Source organism: Accumulibacter sp., from assembly GCF_029255285.1.
Classification (GTDB): Bacteria; Pseudomonadota; Gammaproteobacteria; order Burkholderiales; family Rhodocyclaceae; genus Accumulibacter.
Genome location: NZ_JAPUVI010000024.1, coordinates 45,851 through 61,237, shown reverse-complemented (window position 1 = coordinate 61,237; position 15,387 = coordinate 45,851). Strand labels below are relative to the sequence as shown.

Annotated in this window: 19 protein-coding genes; 3 read left to right on the top strand and 16 right to left on the bottom strand. The window is 61.6% G+C overall.

The window, feature by feature from the left end; translation table 11 throughout:
- Window positions 1–36 precede the first annotated feature (36 nt).
- The 12 genes from Q1M07_RS03350 to Q1M07_RS03295 all read right to left on the bottom strand — a co-directional run bounded on the left by Q1M07_RS03350 (window position 37) and on the right by Q1M07_RS03295 (window position 8,911).
- On the bottom strand, window positions 37–426 hold the full coding sequence (locus Q1M07_RS03350; RefSeq protein ID WP_300450683.1) for a DUF2237 domain-containing protein: 390 nt from the start codon (window positions 424–426) through the stop codon (window positions 37–39).
- A complete protein-coding gene (gene iscX, locus Q1M07_RS03345) occupies window positions 423–617 on the bottom strand; it encodes a Fe-S cluster assembly protein IscX (protein WP_300450680.1) in 195 nt (64 codons plus the stop codon). Before iscX ends, Q1M07_RS03350 begins: the two co-directional genes overlap by 4 nt.
- Entirely contained in the window at window positions 614–955 is a 342-nt protein-coding gene (fdx, locus tag Q1M07_RS03340) for an ISC system 2Fe-2S type ferredoxin (protein WP_300450678.1), read from the bottom strand. Before fdx ends, iscX begins: the two co-directional genes overlap by 4 nt.
- Entirely contained in the window at window positions 952–2,853 is a 1,902-nt protein-coding gene (hscA, locus tag Q1M07_RS03335; protein WP_300450675.1) for a Fe-S protein assembly chaperone HscA, read from the bottom strand. Before hscA ends, fdx begins: the two co-directional genes overlap by 4 nt.
- Window positions 2,854–2,905: 52 nt before the next feature.
- Window positions 2,906–3,433, bottom strand: a complete 528-nt coding sequence (hscB, locus tag Q1M07_RS03330; protein WP_300450672.1) for a Fe-S protein assembly co-chaperone HscB — start codon at window positions 3,431–3,433, stop codon at window positions 2,906–2,908.
- Window positions 3,434–3,510: 77 nt separating this feature from the next.
- Complete coding sequence (gene iscA, locus Q1M07_RS03325; protein ID WP_300450670.1) at window positions 3,511–3,834, bottom strand: iron-sulfur cluster assembly protein IscA; 324 nt, start codon at window positions 3,832–3,834, stop codon at window positions 3,511–3,513.
- Window positions 3,835–3,873: 39 nt separating this feature from the next.
- Window positions 3,874–4,269, bottom strand: coding sequence for a Fe-S cluster assembly scaffold IscU (gene iscU / locus Q1M07_RS03320; protein WP_300450667.1), 396 nt, complete (start codon window positions 4,267–4,269; stop codon window positions 3,874–3,876).
- 23 nt (window positions 4,270–4,292) lie between these two features.
- A complete protein-coding gene (locus Q1M07_RS03315; protein ID WP_300450664.1) occupies window positions 4,293–5,504 on the bottom strand; it encodes an IscS subfamily cysteine desulfurase in 1,212 nt (403 codons plus the stop codon).
- A gap of 64 nt (window positions 5,505–5,568) precedes the next feature.
- Entirely contained in the window at window positions 5,569–6,726 is a 1,158-nt protein-coding gene (locus Q1M07_RS03310) for a cysteine desulfurase family protein (RefSeq protein ID WP_300450661.1), read from the bottom strand.
- A 21-nt stretch (window positions 6,727–6,747) separates the two neighbouring features.
- The gene (gene iscR, locus Q1M07_RS03305) at window positions 6,748–7,242 is read right to left on the bottom strand and encodes a Fe-S cluster assembly transcriptional regulator IscR (RefSeq protein WP_300450658.1); all 495 of its coding nucleotides are present in this window, start codon (window positions 7,240–7,242) and stop codon (window positions 6,748–6,750) included.
- A gap of 60 nt (window positions 7,243–7,302) precedes the next feature.
- Entirely contained in the window at window positions 7,303–8,055 is a 753-nt protein-coding gene (gene cysE, locus Q1M07_RS03300; RefSeq protein ID WP_300450823.1) for a serine O-acetyltransferase, read from the bottom strand.
- Window positions 8,056–8,113: 58 nt separating this feature from the next.
- Entirely contained in the window at window positions 8,114–8,911 is a 798-nt protein-coding gene (locus Q1M07_RS03295; protein ID WP_300450655.1) for an RNA methyltransferase, read from the bottom strand.
- A 65-nt stretch (window positions 8,912–8,976) separates the two neighbouring features.
- Here Q1M07_RS03295 and Q1M07_RS03290 point away from each other — a divergent pair, with 65 nt between their 5' ends.
- From Q1M07_RS03290 to Q1M07_RS03280, 3 genes are all read left to right on the top strand, one after another.
- Complete coding sequence (locus Q1M07_RS03290) at window positions 8,977–9,786, top strand: inositol monophosphatase family protein (protein ID WP_300450652.1); 810 nt, start codon at window positions 8,977–8,979, stop codon at window positions 9,784–9,786.
- A 513-nt stretch (window positions 9,787–10,299) separates the two neighbouring features.
- A complete protein-coding gene (locus Q1M07_RS03285) occupies window positions 10,300–10,767 on the top strand; it encodes a hypothetical protein (RefSeq protein ID WP_300450649.1) in 468 nt (155 codons plus the stop codon).
- Window positions 10,768–10,990: 223 nt separating this feature from the next.
- Entirely contained in the window at window positions 10,991–11,434 is a 444-nt protein-coding gene (locus Q1M07_RS03280) for a cache domain-containing protein (protein WP_300450645.1), read from the top strand.
- Window positions 11,435–11,579: 145 nt separating this feature from the next.
- Here Q1M07_RS03280 and ppk2 read toward each other — a convergent pair whose 3' ends face one another.
- The 4 genes from ppk2 to Q1M07_RS03260 form a co-directional block, all read right to left on the bottom strand.
- A complete protein-coding gene (ppk2, locus tag Q1M07_RS03275; protein WP_300450820.1) occupies window positions 11,580–12,368 on the bottom strand; it encodes a polyphosphate kinase 2 in 789 nt (262 codons plus the stop codon).
- Between the two features lie 502 nt (window positions 12,369–12,870).
- Complete coding sequence (locus Q1M07_RS03270) at window positions 12,871–14,034, bottom strand: THUMP domain-containing protein (RefSeq protein WP_300450643.1); 1,164 nt, start codon at window positions 14,032–14,034, stop codon at window positions 12,871–12,873.
- 20 nt (window positions 14,035–14,054) lie between these two features.
- Window positions 14,055–14,471 (bottom strand): CopD family protein, encoded by a 417-nt coding sequence (locus Q1M07_RS03265; protein ID WP_300450641.1) that lies wholly within the window; start codon window positions 14,469–14,471, stop codon window positions 14,055–14,057.
- A complete protein-coding gene (locus tag Q1M07_RS03260; protein WP_300450638.1) occupies window positions 14,465–15,367 on the bottom strand; it encodes an NAD-dependent epimerase/dehydratase family protein in 903 nt (300 codons plus the stop codon). The genes Q1M07_RS03265 and Q1M07_RS03260 overlap by 7 nt, the downstream gene beginning before the upstream one ends.
- Window positions 15,368–15,387: the final 20 nt, after the last annotated feature.

The following is a 15,387-nucleotide window of genomic DNA, read 5'->3' as shown; positions in this document are numbered from 1 at the left end:
GTTTAGCTGCCTGCGAACCGTCTGCCGGAGCGCGCGTCAGTTCAGGTCGATGGCGTGGCGCTTCAGGTCGTCCAGGCCGACGATCAGCAGCGAGGCTTCGTTGGTCGAATTGAGAACGACGCGTGGCGCCATGCCGGCCTGCAGCGCCTCACGCCAGCGTGCGGCACAGAGGCACCAGCGATCACCGGGCTGCAGGCCGGGAAACCCGAACTCCGGCCGCGGCGTGGACAGGTCGTTGCCCCGAGCCTTCGAGAAGGTGAGAAACTCCGCCGTGAGCACGACGCAGACGGTGTGGCTACCGATGTCCTCGTCGCTGGTGTGGCAGCAGCCATCGCGGAAAAATCCCGTCATCGGTCGCTCGCTGCAAGTTCCGAGCAAACCGCCCAGGACGTTGCGCTGCCGACCTCCAGTGTCGTCGGGCTTCATGCGCGTTCGTCGATCCAGGCCTGTTGGATGGCCTCGAGAATCTTCTCTCCGCAGTGTCGCGCATCATCCTCGAAGCCGGGCAGGGCGAGAACCCAGTTCATCAGGTCAAGGAAGTTGATCTTCAGCGGGTCCACATCGGGGTGGGCTTCGGCGAGTTCCACAGCGAGTTCGTTGATATCGGTCCATTTCATCGCTTGCCTTCCTTGGCCATGTTGATTGAGTAGCGCGGGATTTCGATCACCAGCGGCGTTTCATTGACGATTGCCTGACACGACAGGCGCGAGTTGGGCTCGAGGCCCCAGGCCTTGTCGAGCAGGTCGTCCTCGACCTCATCGGATGGTTCGAGCCCGGCGAAGCCTTCACGAACGATGACGTGGCAGGTAGTACAGGCGCAGGACATTTCGCAGGCATGCTCGATGGCGATGCCGTTCTCGAGCAGATTCTGACAAATCGATTCGTTCATGCGCGCGTCGAACAGCGCGCCGTCGGGACAGAGCTCGACATGCGGCAAGACGATGATCTGGGTCATGCCGCCTCTCCGCTCTTCGCGATGGTGGTTTCGCCGTCGAGCTCACTGATGTTGCGGCCGGCGAAGGCCCGCCGGATCGACTTGTCCATACGTCGTGCCGCGAATTCCCGGGTGGCGGATTCGAGATCGTCCATCGTCAGGACGATCTGTCGTCGGTTGTCGCTAAGTGCCGCACTTTGCAATCTGACGATGTTGCTATCGATGCGCGCCAGTTCGTCTGCCGCCAGCAGGTCGCTGTCCGCCGTGAGGGCCGAACGGACGGCTTCGATCAGGCGCTGCGCTTCGACTTGCGATTCCTTCAGCGCGCGTCGTTGTGCGTCGTCTTTGACGTGCGTCAGCGACTCCTTGAGCATTCCCGCAATTTCGTCGTCCGACAGACCGTACGATGGTTTGACGACGATACTCGCTTCGGCTCCCGAAGTCTGTTCGCGGGCCGTCACCGCCAGTAGGCCGTCGGCGTCGACTTGAAAGCTGACGCGGATGCGCGGCGCACCGGCGACCATCGGAGGAATGCCGCGCAGTTCAAAACGCGCCAGCGAACGGCAGTCGCTGACTAGTTCGCGTTCGCCCTGCACGACGTGGACGGCGAGCGCCGTCTGACCGTCGCGAAAGGTTGTGAACTCCTGCGCACGCGCGGTGGGGATCGTCGAGTTGCGGGGAATGATCTTTTCGACCAGCCCACCCATCGTCTCGAGCCCGAGCGACAAGGGGATGACGTCGAGCAAAAGCCAGTCGTCGCCGGCGGCCCGGTTGCCGGCCAGCAAGTTGGCCTGCGTTGCCGCTCCGACGGCGACCACCTTGTCCGGGTCGAGGTTGTTGAGCGGCTCCTGACGGAAGAACTCGCCAACGGCGCGCTGAATCTGCGGCATGCGCGTGGCGCCGCCCACCATCACCACACCCTTAACGTCGGTGACCGACAATCCGGCATCACGCAAGGCCTTCTTGACCGGCTGTATGGTTTTGGCGACCAGGGTCTGAGTGATTTCTGCGAAGGTTTCCGTGGTCAGCGTCAGATCGACCAATTCGCCGCTGCCGAGCCGGGCGGTGATCGGAGCGGCTCCGTGAAAAGTCAGGTATTCTTTGGCTTCCCGGGCGCGTGTCAGCAGCATGCTAGCGTCCTCGACAGAAAGCGGTTTGAGCTTTGCCGCCTCGATGATCCAGCAGAAAATCCGCCGGTCGAAGTCGTCGCCACCGAGCGCCGAGTCGCCCCCTGTCGCCAGCACCTCGAAGATGCCGCGCGCTAGTCTGAGGATGGAGATGTCGAAAGTTCCGCCGCCGAGGTCATAAACGGCATACACTCCCTCCGCCGCGTTGTCGAGCCCGTAAGCGATGGCCGCCGCTGTCGGCTCATTGAGCAGACGGAGAACCGGCAGACCGGCGAGTCTGGCCGCATCCTTGGTCGCTTGGCGCTGCGCATCGTCGAAATAGGCCGGCACAGTGATCACGGCACCAACCAGTTGTCCTCCGAGCGAGGCTTCAGCACGCCGCCGCAGGTTGCGCAGGATCTCGGCCGATACCTCGACCGGACTCTTCAGGCCGGCGACGGTTGCCAGGCGCAGCATGCCTTCGCCACTGGCGAAGGCATAGGGCAGCGCCTCGCGGTCGCTAAGGTCGTTGATCCCGCGACCCATGAATCGCTTGACCGAAACGATGGTGTTGCGCGGATCGAAGGCCTGTCTGGCTTGTGCCTCGTAACCGACCTCGCTGCTGCCGTCGGCGAGATAGCGGACGACCGAGGGCAGAAGCGGGCGACCGAGTTCGTCGCTCAGCACGACGGCGAGTCCGCTTCGCACCGTTGCGACCAAGGAGTTGGTCGTTCCGAGATCGATTCCGACCGCCAGTCGATGCTGGTGCGGAGCGGCGGACTCGCCCGGTTCCGCAATCTGTAAAAGTGCCATGAAAAGATCCTGGTACGTGTTGCTACTGGGGTATCGATGGCCGGCGCGCGAGCTATTCTTCGGCTTCCGCCATCGCCTCGTCGATTTCGGCGAGCAGCTTGTCGAGAAACATCAGCCGGCGCACACGATCGGCCGCCTGATTCAGGTCACGCCGTTCGTCGAGCAGTACCGCGAGTTCCTCGTAGCGGTCACGCATCTCGCGTTGCAGCCGGTGGTGCAAATGCTCGAGTTCATGGTGTTCGTGGGCGGCTCGCGCTTCCGCGACGGCTTCGCGCCACGCCATCTGTTCGACGAGAAAATCGGCCGGCATCAAGGCGTTGTTTTCGCTCTCGATATCGTGGGCTGCCAGGTGCAGAAGGTACTTGGCGCGTGGCAAGGGTTTCTTCAGCGTCTGGTAGGCCTCATTGACCCGCGTCGCCCATTGTAAGGACAGGCGCCGTTCGGCGTCGCCGGCACCGACGAAGCGGTCCGGATGAACCTGCGACTGCCACTCGATATAGCGCCGGTCAAGCTGCGCCCCATCCAGGCGGAAGGTCGGCGGCAACTGGAACAAGGAGAAGTGGTCGGCGTTGAAGTCCATCGTCTATTGATGACAGCGCGGCCTTCGTCAGCGAGCGCAATAACTCGGCAGTTGGCTGCTCGTCGCTGTCGAGTCGGTCAAACGTTGAAACTCTCGCCACAGCCGCAGGCGTCCTTGACGTTCGGGTTGTTGAAGCGGAAGCCTTCGTTGAGTCCTTCACGAGCGTAATCGAGTTCCGTTCCGTCGAGGTAGGGCAGACTCTTGGGGTCGACCAGCAATCTGACGCCATGCGACTCGAACTCGATATCATCGGGTAGCGCGGTGTCGGCGAACTCGAGCTTGTAGGCCATTCCAGAACAGCCGCTGGTGCGTACGCCGACGCGCAACCCGATGCCCTTGCCGCGTTTGGCCATATAGTTGGCGATATGGCTTGCTGCCCGCTCAGAAAGCGTCACTGCCATGCAAAACCTCCTGCTGTCAATGCGTTGGCCGATGTCACGTCAGGCAGCAGCGGGTTCGCCATGCTTTTTCTTGTAGTCGGCAACGGCGGCCTTGATCGCGTCTTCGGCGAGAATCGAGCAATGAATCTTGACCGGCGGTAGCGCCAGCTCTTCGGCAATCTGCGTGTTTTTGATGTCGAGCGCCTGGTCGATCGTCTTTCCCTTTACCCATTCGGTGACCAGTGAAGACGAAGCAATCGCCGATCCGCAGCCGTAGGTCTTGAATTTGGCGTCTTCGATGACGCCTCCCTTGCCAACCTTGATCTGCAGCTTCATGACGTCGCCACAGGCAGGGGCACCGACCATGCCGGTAGCCACCCCTTCCTCTTCCTTGCCAAAAGAACCGACGTTGCGCGGATTCTCGTAGTGATCCAGAACCTTGACACTGTACGACATGCTGTTTCTCCTTCAATACATGATCAATGAGCGGCCCACTGGACGGTGCTCAGGTCGACGCCTTCCTGCACCATCTCCCACAACGGCGAGAGTTCGCGCAGCCGGCCGATCTTGTCATGCAGCAGTTTGATCGCGTAATCGACCTCTTCCTCGGTGGTGAAGCGGCCTAGCGTGAAGCGAATCGAACTGTGCGCCAACTCGTCGTTGCGGCCGAGCGCGCGCAGGACGTAGGACGGTTCGAGCGAAGCCGAGGTGCACGCCGATCCTGACGATACGGCCAGCTCCTTAATTGCCATCAGCAGGGACTCGCCTTCGACGTAGGCGAAGCTGACGTTCAGATTGTGCGGAACACGCCGCTCGAGGTCGCCATTGACATAGACCTCCTCAATGTCCGATAGCCCTTCGCGCAGTCGGTCACGGAGCATGCGGATGCGCTCGCTCTCGGCCCCCATCTCCAGGCGTGCCAGGCGAAAAGCCTCGCCCATGCCGACGATCTGGTGCGTCGGCAGCGTGCCCGAGCGGAAGCCGCGCTCGTGACCGCCGCCGTGCATCTGAGCCGACAGGCGAACACGCGGTTTACGACGCACGTACAATGCGCCAATACCCTTAGGGCCGTAGGTCTTGTGCGCCGAAAAACTCATCAGATCGACTTTCAGCTTTGCCAGATCGATCGCTACCTTGCCCGTGGCCTGTGCCGCATCGACATGAAAGACGATGCCCCGCGAACGGCAGATCTCGCCAATCTCGGCGATCGGTTGGATGACGCCGATCTCGTTGTTGACGAACATTACCGACACCAGAATCGTGTCCGGGCGCAGGGCCGCCTGCAAGACCTCGAGATCGAGCAAGCCGTTGCCTAGGACGTCCAGGTAGCTGACCTCGAAGCCCTGACGTTCGAGCTCGCGGCAGGTATCGAGAACCGCCTTGTGCTCTGTCTTCACGGTTATCAGATGCTTTCCCTTGCCAGCGTAGAACTGTGCTGCTCCCTTGAGCGCGAGGTTGTTCGACTCGGTGGCGCCGGAAGTCCAGACGATCTCCTTCGGGTCGGCATTGATCAACTTCGCCACCTCGACACGTGCTTCCTCGACCGCCGCTTCCGCTTCCCAACCAAACGAATGCGAGCGCGAGGCGGGATTGCCGAACTTCTCGAAGAGGTAAGGAATCATCTTTTCCACGACGCGCGGGTCAACCGGGGTGGTTGCCGAATAATCGAGATAGATGGGAAGTTTCAACATTGCTCTTGCTCCGGGTTGTACGTATTGGGCTGGTGGGATGAGTTCGTGTTGCCGTTGGCGATCTTCAGACGGCCATCGCCGTCAGTTGCCGCAGTCTGGCGACGGTCGTCTGCAGCGCGTCGAGGAAACCGTTTACCTGTTCCGGTGTATTGCCGCTGCCGAAACTGACACGCAGCGCGCCACGCGCCAGATCCGGCCCGACTCCCATGGCTCGTAACACATGAGAGGGTTCAGGGTTGGCGCTCGAACAGGCCGCACCGCTGGCGATTGCGTAGCCGGCACGGTCGAGCTGTCCGACCACTGTTTCGCCGTCGAGTTCGGGGAAGGCGAAAAAAACCGTGTTCGGCAGACGCTCAGCAGCCCGGCCGAACACTATAGCGCCGAGCTTGAGCAGCCGCTCCTCGAGCCGCTCGCGCAGCGCCAGCAAGCGCGGGGCGACCTCGGCGCAACGCTGAACAGCCAGTTCGCAGGCGACGCCGAAGCCGACGATCGCCGCGACGTTCTCGGTACCCGAGCGCAGCCCTCGTTCGTGGCCACCGCCGGCAATCAGCGCTTCGAGGTCGACTCGTTTGTCCATGACCAGAGCGGCGGCACCCTTCGGGCCGCCGAACTTGTGCGCCGATAGCGTCAGCGCCTGAACACCGGCCGCATTGAGCTGGCGAAAGTCGACCGCCACCTTGCCGACCGCTTGTACCGCGTCGCTGTGGAACAGGGCGCCGGCGCGACGTGCCATGGCCGCCAGCAGCTCGATTTCCTGTAGCACACCGGTTTCGTTGTTGGCCAGCATCACCGAGACGATTTTCGGCTTCAGTGCCATCACGGCAGCGAAGGCGTCCATGTCGATGCGCCCCTCGCTATCGACCGCCAGCCGGTGCAGCGTCCAGCCGCGCCTGGCGATTTGCTCGGCCGGCTTGATGACGCAGGGGTGTTCGCTGGCGCCCACCGCCAGGATTCCGGGTTTGAAGCAGGCGGCGGCGCCCTTGATCAGCAGGTTGTTGGCTTCCGACCCGCCGCTGGTGAACACGATCTCGCCGGGTTGCGCACCGACCGCCGCGGCGACCTGGCGGCGGGCATGGTCGATCGCCCGCCGAGCCGCTCGACCGTACTCGTGTCGGCTAGACGGGTTGCCGAACTGGAGCGACAGCCAGGGTAGCATGGCGTCTACGACTGCCGCATCGGCAGGCGTCGTCGCATTGTGGTCGAGATAGACGGGAGCAAACATGCTTGGCCGCGCGCTTGTCGCCTAGCTACTCAGCGACATGACCTTGGCGCGCGAGCGCGCACCGACCCGTCGCCGCGCGTCGTGCAGTACGGACACCGCGCCACCCTGACGTTTGAGCTGTTGCGCGACGAGTTCGTCTAGCGTCACCGAGCTGAGGTACTCGAACATCTTTTCGTTGAGCGTCGTCCACAACTCGTGAGTCATGCAGCGTTCGTCGTCGTGGCAATTCTCGCGGCCACCGCACTGAGTGGCGTCGAGAGGTTCGTCGACGGCGCGGATGATATCGGTTACCGTCATCTCGCGGGTCGGCCGTGCTAGGCAGTAACCACCACCCGGGCCACGGACGCTGTCGACCAAGCCATAGCGCCGCAGCTTGCCGAACAATTGTTCCAGATACGACAGCGAGATCTTCTGACGCTCGCTGATTCCGGACAGCGTCACCGGACCGTCGCTACAACGCAGTGCCAAGTCGATCATGGCCGTCACGGCAAAACGTCCTTTGGTCGTCAGTCTCATTCTTTTGTCTCCACCAATAATAGTTGATCGGATTGGTACACTATAGTGACTAGGGCGAAATTAGTCAACTATTTTGCTCAGGTATTGTGGGTCGAACTGGTCTGCAGTCGCCAGATCGCCCGCCACATGAACGCCGGCTTCTTCGAGCTTCCTGAGCAACAGCTCGATTCGCCGATCGGTCTCGACCGCGTGGTCGAGCAGTCCATGAATCGCTTTGGCCAGTGGGTCGTCCTGGTCGCCCGCCAGGGCGTACGCCGAAAAACCCAACTGGCCGGCCATCTCCTCGCGCTTTTGCGCTTGCGCGCCGTCGATGATGCGCGCCGGATTGCCCACCGCCGTCGCTCTCGCCGGTACGTCCTTGACGACCACGGCATTCGAGCCGACCTTGGCCGACGTGCCGATGGTGATCGGGCCGAGCACCTTGGCTCCGGCACCAATGACGACGCTATTCTCCAGCGTCGGGTGACGCCGGCCCTTGTTCCACGAGGTGCCACCCAGAGTGACGCCGTGGTAGAGCGTGACATCGTCGCCGATGATAGCTGTCTCGCCGATCACGACGCCCATTCCATGGTCGATGAAAAGCCGACGCCCGATCGTTGCACCGGGATGGATTTCGATGCCGGTCAGGCAGCGTGCCAGATGCGAAAGCAGGCGTCCCAACCAGCGCAAGCGGTGCGTCCACAGCCAGTGAGCCTGTCGGTGCGCTACCATCGCATGCACGCCGGGATAACAGGTCAGCACCTCCCAGAAGGTGCGGGCGGCGGGGTCACGGTCGAATACGGACTGGATATCTTCACGCAGGCGGCTGAACATGTACGATAAGTCATTGTGCAAACAAAACTATTCTACAATACCCTAGTGCTTCCGTCCACTATCGCGCGCGGCCCTCGTTGCCCGGAAGCTGTGTCGTCAGTCGACGCTCGAGCGCGTCGAGCAGCCCACGCAGGATATTGATCTCGTCGCTTTCGAGTTCGGTTCGCGCGAACAGCCGACGTAGCTTCGGTAGTAGCCGTCGAGGGTGTTCGGGATCGAGAAAGCCGCTGGCCACCATAACTCGTTCGAGGTGCGCGTAGAAGCGCTCGATGTCGGCGTGGGCCGCCGGTGGCGAAGCGAAGGGTACGGCGCGCGTCAAAACTGGTGGCCGGCCGGCGAAAGCGGCAAGCCGCAGTTCGTAGCACAGCAACTGCACGGCCGATGCCAGGTTGAGCGAACTGTATTCCGGGTTTGCCGGAATGTAGACGGTGCTTTGGCAACGCTGCACTTCGGCGTTCGACAGGCCAGCCGTTTCGTTGCCAAACAGCAGCGCGACTTCTCCCGTGCCAGCGCGCGCCAGAATTTCTCCTGCCGCCTGCCGGGCCGGCATCGCCGCCGGTCCGAGGTTACGCTGCCGTGCCGACAGGGCGTAGGTATAAATGCTGTCGGCGAGCGCGGTGTCGAGTGTAGTGCACACTTGCGCTTGCAAGAGAATGTCCTCGGCACCTGCGGCTCGGGCCATCGCCTCGTCGTCCGGAAAGCGCTTCGGATTGACCAGCCGCAGGTGCGACAGGCCCATTGTCTTCATGGCCCGAGCCGCGGCGCCGATATTGCCGGGATGACTGGTGCGTGACAGGACGATGCGGATGCGGTCGAGTGGCCAGCCGGAAGTAGAAGACCTGGCGGGCATGTTCATATTAGAATCGAAGATCCTCCACAGCGACCGGCCGGCGGCAGCCGCCCGCCGGGTTCCTTACAGCCATGCATCCAGCGCTCAACATCCTCATCAAGGCGGCGCGGCGCGCCAGCCAGATCATCAACCGCGCCTCGCTCGACCTCAGCCACCTGCAGGTGGCGACCAAGCGCCAGAGCGACTTCGTCACCGAAGTGGACAAGGCCGCCGAGGCGGCGATCATCGAGGTGCTTTGCGAGGCTTATCCCGACTACGGAATTCTAGCAGAAGAGTCGGGCCAGACCGCCGGCCAGCTCGCCGGGAGCGAGTATCAGTGGATTATCGATCCGCTGGATGGGACGACCAACTTCATCCACGGTTTTCCGCAGTACGCGATCTCGATCGCGTTGGCATTTCGCGGGCAGATCACGCAGTCGGTCGTCTATGACACGGTGCACAACGAGCTGTTCGTCGCCAGCAAGGGCGGCGGCGCTTTCCTCAACGACCGACGAATCCGCGTCAGCAAGTGCCTCAGACTCGAAGACGCGTTGCTCGGCACGGGCTTTCCCTATCGTGCCTACGATCACATCGATGCCTACCTGGCGATCTTCAAGGAGTTCGCCAAGCGGACGGCCGGCATTCGTCGCCCCGGAGCCGCGTCACTTGACCTAGCCTATGTCGCTTGTGGTCGCTTCGATGGTTTTTGGGAGTTCGGCCTGTCGCCCTGGGATATCGCTGGCGGAGCACTGTTGATTTCGGAAGCCGGTGGACTGATCGGCGATCTGGCCGGCAACGAAACCTACCTTCAGTCCGGCAACGTGGTGGCCGGTACCCCGAAGCTCTTCGCGCAGATGCTGCAGGTGATCGACACCTATCGTGGGCCTGGCCTGATGGCCTGATTGAGATTTGCTCGGTTTTTCGTCTGCCGAAGTGCCGGCTTCGTGTGACCTGTTTTTCCTGATTCTGCTCGCTAGCCGCCTGTCGGAGCTATCCGGATTCGGAGGTTTTGGGTGGCTTGCCTCCCGGCTTTCTGCCGGTTGCTTCCTTTTGGCTGTGCGGCGGGTCATTTTCTCGTCGTACTCGGCCTTCTCTCGTGGATAACGTGCCTTGATCCGGGCGGGTATCCTGGCCCTGGCGACAGCCATCGCCGCCAGCCGGTATTGACGGCGTTCGATTTCCTTGGGCCGGCCGACGACTCCGGGGCGTCGGCCTAGTTCGCTTTTTCTGCTGAGGTGAAGAATTCCCGCACCTCGGCCCTGAACTGAGCTTCCGGATTCTCCATGGGCCCGTGCGAACGCGCACCGTGATGCTTGGCATCGCCCCGATCAATTGTTGCAGCGCAGCATTTTTTTGCTATGATTAAGCATGCGCGTGGATTCCTCATGTTGGTAAACCAGCCCGTATAGTTTCGTATGTATATCGTCGATGACCCGGCCCTGGCGCTCATCGCCCGATTCGTAGGCGAGCCCGAGTCGCAGGATGCTTCGGACAAAGACTTCTTGGAGCAGCAAGTGGCGGCCATCGAAGCGTATGTCGGGCGCTTTCCGCCGGACGAGCGAGAAACTAGGGCCTTGGCGTGGATCGAGGATAACGCCCGGCAGTATCGCCAGCAATGGCAGAAGCGGAGGGCGGTCACCGTGCTGGCCAAAATACGGTGTCCGGACTGCCCGCTGACGGGCGGTGACGAGTGTACGCCTTGTACGATTCACGCTCGCTGGTTGCAGTTGTTGGGCCGTTATGCTGCTAGCGAGCTTTCGTCTCGCGCCTATGTGGAAGAGAGCCTGGCCTTGTTGACTGCCCACAAGGAGTTGCTGAGGGTGCGTCGCCTTCCGGACGAGCGGTCGCTGGCCGCCCGTCCGGATGTTCATTGTTGCCGTTGAACATGGAGGTGGAGAAGTCTGCCGGTGCTGCAGCCGATTGACTTGCTGAGGAGCTTGGCTGGACAGCCAGCTTGCGGCCGTCTTTCCCGATCGTTCGCACCACAACAAGGTTCATCGCCTTGTCCTGTTTTGAGCTACCATCGGTTTGCCGGAGCTTCGGCCCCGGCTAGCGGTACGCAGCGCTTCCCTGCTGCGAACCGATCATCTGACCAGGAGGTTCTTGATGCTACGTAAATTTGCGTTTGTTTCAGCGTTCGTCGTATCCGGATATGTCGGTGGGGTTTCGGCAGCCGACTATGGGACTCCGGCCGAGGCTAGAGCCATGCTCGATAAGGCCGTCGTCGCCATCAAGGCCGACAAGGCCAAGGCGCTGGTGATGTTCACCAAGGGTGAGGGGGGGTTCAAGGATCGCGACCTCTATCCCTATTGTGGAGGGCCGGACGGCATGTTCACGGCGCACCCCACGCTTCTCGGCAAGAGTCTGAAAGATCTCAAGGACAAGGCCGGTAAGCCACTCGGCGAGGAAGTCTATGGCGCCGCGAAGGAGGGCTCGATCACCGAGGTAAGCTACATGTGGCCGCGTCCCGGGCAGACCGATCCGGTGGCAAAGATCGCTTACGTCACCAGGATTGGTGATCAGGTGTGTGCGGTAGGGTACTACAAGTAGCAGCGCATTGTCCCTCCGGCGCCACGGCGGGGAACTCGGTACCCCCTGGGTTGGCCGCTCGGCAGCGCCGTAGTTTGGGCGATGCGCTGGTTTGTTCGGCAGCCGAAGGCCATTGGCAAGCAATGGGCCGCCGGCTGTCGATGCCTCAATACACTTCCGGAATGAAGGTCTGATCGGACAGGGGCGGCCGTACGTAGCCGTGCTCATCCTGGCGCGGCGGCAGAACGATTGGCTCCGGCGTCAAATCCTCGTAGTCGATCATGTTGAGCAGATGGGTGATGACGTTGAGGCGGGCGCGCTTCTTGTCGTCACCGTCGACCACATACCAGGGCGCCTGCTTGATGTCGGTGTGCGCGAACATGGCATCCTTGGCTTTCGAATACTCAACCCAGCGGGCTCGCGACTCGAGGTCCATCGGACTCAGTTTCCAGTGCTTTTCCGGATGAAAGATGCGTTTCTGGAAACGGCGCTCCTGTTCTTCGTTGCTTACCGAGAACCAGTACTTGATCAGGATGATGCCGCTGCGTACGAGCATGCGCTCGAACTCCGGACAGGTGCGCAGGAACTCGCGATACTCCTCTTCGGTACAAAAGCCCATTACCCGTTCCACGCCAGCCCGGTTATACCAGCTACGATCGAATAGCACCATTTCGCCTCCAGCAGGCAGATGCTGAACGTAACGCTGGAAATACCACTGCGTTTGCTCGCGATCGGTCGGCGCCGGCAGTGCGGCAACGCGCGTCACACGCGGGCTGAGGCTCTCGGTAATGCGCTTGATGGTGCCGCCCTTGCCGGCTGCGTCGCGTCCTTCGAACAGAACGACCACTTTCAGTTTCTTGAACTTGATCCACTCTTGCAGCTTCACCAGTTCGATCTGCAGTTTCGAAAGGGTTTCCTCGTAGAACTTGGTTTTCAGCGGTGGTTTGCGAGTCATCGGAACGGCTTGACTCTGATTGCTGCGCGTCGCCGCGTCGGTCTGCTTTTCGGGTGCAGTCGGCTTGGCCGCTTTCGCGGCTTTGCCTTTGCTTGCTTTGGCAGACGTCTGCTGTACGTCATTCTTGCCTTCAGTCTTCGCCTCGGGTTTGGCGGTTTTGGCTGGGGCAGGTTTGGCGGAGTCGGCCGTTGGTGCGGTCGCGCTCACGGCTGTGTTGGCTTGATCGCCTTGCGGGACAAGCTCTTCCTGCACGGTGTTGACTTCACTCATAAATACCTCCTTGGTGTGGCTGAAAACTGAACTGTTGGCATGGTTCTTTTTAAGGTTGCGTCCGAATGGCGACGGGCGCTAATTATCGTCCTTTTTGTCGCAAAAAAGAACAATTGAACGCACGAAACGTGCAATCTGGCTGCTGTTGGGTATCTGCCATTGGCCGCTCGCACCGTTCGCGCGGTTCACTCAAGTCGCAGCAGCCTCCACCGGGAAGGGCCGTTGCCTCGCCCTACGGCGACGAAGTCTTACGCTGCGTGTCCCGGTTGCTTCCGGTGACCATTTTGAACTCGTAGAGACGGCATTCCAGCGCACCGTTGAAGAGTGGGGTCTTCTTGCTTGGCGTCAGGCGCATGAGCTTCGGCAAGCGCTGGTCGGCAGTCAACAGGTAACATTGCCAACCGGCGAACCGGCGCTTCAATGCACTGCCGAGCAGAGGGTAGAAGGCAGCGAGTTCGTCATCGTCCGACACACGCTCGCCGTAGGGCGGGTTGGCGACCAGGATTCCACCTTGGGCAGGCGCGTCGATCGTCAACAGATCTCCCGCCTTGAGGACGACCGCGGGCAGCAGGCCGGCGCGATCGAGGTTGGCGAGCGTGGCGCGTACGGCTAGCGGTGAGATGTCACTGCCGAAAATTCGGGTGTTGCCTACCGGCTTTTCGGCGATACGCGCGGCCTCGAGCAGTCTTCGCCAAGCACTGTCATTGAATTGGCGCAGCCGCTGGAAACCGAAGTCGCGCCCGCTGCCGGGTGCGATACCGAGCGCGATCTGAGCGGCTTCGATCAGGAAGGTGCCGCTGCCGCACATTGGGTCGAAGAGGGGAGTTCCGGGCTGCCAGCCGGTGAGGCGAAGAATGCCGGCCGCGAGATTTTCCTTCAGCGGCGCGTCGACCGTCTTCTGGCGAGCGCCGCGCTGGTATAGCGGTGTCCCCGACGTATCGACATAGAGCGTGCACTCCTTGGCGTTGAGAAATCCTTGCACCCGCACGTCCGGATGTCGAGTATCGACATTGGGCCGCTTGCCGGATTCCCGCCGAAAGCGGTCGCAGATGGCGTCCTTGACGCGCAACGTGACGAAGTCGATGCTTTTCAATGGGCTCTTCAGCGCGTTGATGTCTACACGAAGCGTCTGGTCTGCGTTAAACCAGTTGGGCCACGGTGTTTCCAGCGCCAGCCGGTAGATGTCGTCCTCTTTGCCGTAGTCGGCGTGCGCCACCCGCCACAGGATACGCGTCGCGATTCGCGAGTGAAGGCTGGCGCGGTAGCAGACCGGCCATTCTCCCCGGAAATGCACACCACCGGGAACCGGCCTCGGATCAGGTGCTCCGGCCGCCACAAGGTCGTCCGCCAGCAGTGGCTCGAGGCCACGCGGGCAACTTGCGAAAAAAGTTTCCATGGCTATTCCCGGGCAGTGGTTTAAAAGGGTTTGACTACCGCGAGGTAAGTCACGGCCAGCAGCACGAGCACGGGCATTTCGTTGAACCAGCGGTACCAGACGTGGCTGTGCCTGTTGCAACCCGTCCGAAAATGGTGCAACAGCCGGCCACAATAGGCGTGATAGGCGAGCAGTAGGACAACCAGCGTCGTTTTGACGTGTAGCCAGCCGCCCGAAAAACCGAAACCGAGCCATAACCAAAGCCCGGACGCTACTGCCAGAAGTCCGATCGGGGTGACGAAACGATAGAGCTTGCCGGACATCAGCAACAGGCGATCGCGTTCGGCGACGCTGTCGGCCTCGATCATCGCCAGATTGACAAAGAGGCGAGGCAGATAAAACAGGCCGGCGAACCAACTGACGACCAACCAGAGATGGACTACCTTGACAATCAGCACGAAATATTCCTTTCATCCCAGGCGGCGGCGATACCGTCTTCGACCCGGGGATAGCGCAGCTTCGCCTTGAACTCCTTCTTGATGCGCTGGTTGAGCAGGCGTCGCGATTCACTCATGAACGACAACTGTAACGGCGGCAGTTGCTGCTGCGCCTCGTGTCGCGACAGGCGAGGTGCCCTGGGTAGCCCGAAACGATCGGCAACGAGGTCGAAGTAGCCGCCCATCTTGATTTCCGAATCGTCGACTGCGTTGTACGCACGGTTGCTACGCCCACGCCGTAAGGCGGCACAGGTCAACATCGCCAGGTCGTCGGCATGAATATGATTGCTGTAGACGTCGTCCTCATCGCGAAGGGCTGGGGTCTTGCGCCGCAAACGCTCGATCGGCAAGCGGTCGGCAGCATAGATGCCCGGCGCGCGGAGGATGGTGACGACCACGCCGCGTTGGCCGAGCAGGCGTAGCTGGCGCTCGGCGTCACACCGCCGGCAGGCGCGGGCGGTAGTCGGTCGCGGAGCGCATGTTTCGTCGATACGCGCGCCGGCGCGGTCGCCGTAGACGCCGCTGGTACTTATGTAGACGATTCGCTGTGGTAGACTCCTTCCGCGAGCGAGCGCTGCAAGCAGGCGACGCGTTCGGGAGTCACGTTGCTCACCGAAGGGTGTCGGTCCGTCGGAGGCGGGTGGCGCCAGATGCAGAATGACATCGGCCAAGCCGGCAAGACGATGCAGACTCGTTGGTCGATCAAGGTCGGCGACGAGCGGTCTGGCGCCACGTTCGCGCCAAATGGCGCGCTGCTCCGGATCGCGGACCAGCGCGAAAACGCGGTAATGGCCGAGCAACCGCGGAAGGATGCGACGCGCGATGTCGCCGCAGCCGACAATCAAGAGTTTTTGCACTGCGCAATTTTACCGGATTC